Consider the following 257-nt stretch of genomic DNA (forward strand, 5'->3'; position numbering starts at 1 on the left):
CCGCTCCTACCCCAACGCCAGGAACGAGCCGTCGTAGTGGTTGCCTTTGCTGTTGCTGTGCGCCGATTCGTACTAGCGAAGGCAATCGAAGACCCGAAGGGCGGCCTGCATGGATGCAGGCCGTTTTTCATCGGGACAGGGATGTCCCGTATGAAAAAGCCCTGCGGCGGCATCGAACGTGCGGGCCTGTGATTCAAAGCAAAAGCATTTTTCTTTGGTTACTTTCTTTTGTTGCTTTAGACAAAAGAAAGTTACCC

At 53.3% G+C, this 257-nt stretch carries 1 protein-coding gene; it reads right to left on the reverse strand.

All coding sequences use genetic code 11. The features are described from left to right. Window positions 1-72: 72 nt before the first annotated feature. A partial coding sequence (locus ACTJJK_RS22980) for a hypothetical protein (RefSeq protein ID WP_440731348.1) occupies window positions 73-257 on the reverse strand: 185 nt, incomplete at its 5' end.

The sequence above is a fragment of the Lysobacter sp. 22409 genome, from assembly GCF_052045105.1.
GTDB classification, from domain to species: domain Bacteria; phylum Pseudomonadota; class Gammaproteobacteria; order Xanthomonadales; family Xanthomonadaceae; genus Lysobacter; species Lysobacter antibioticus_B.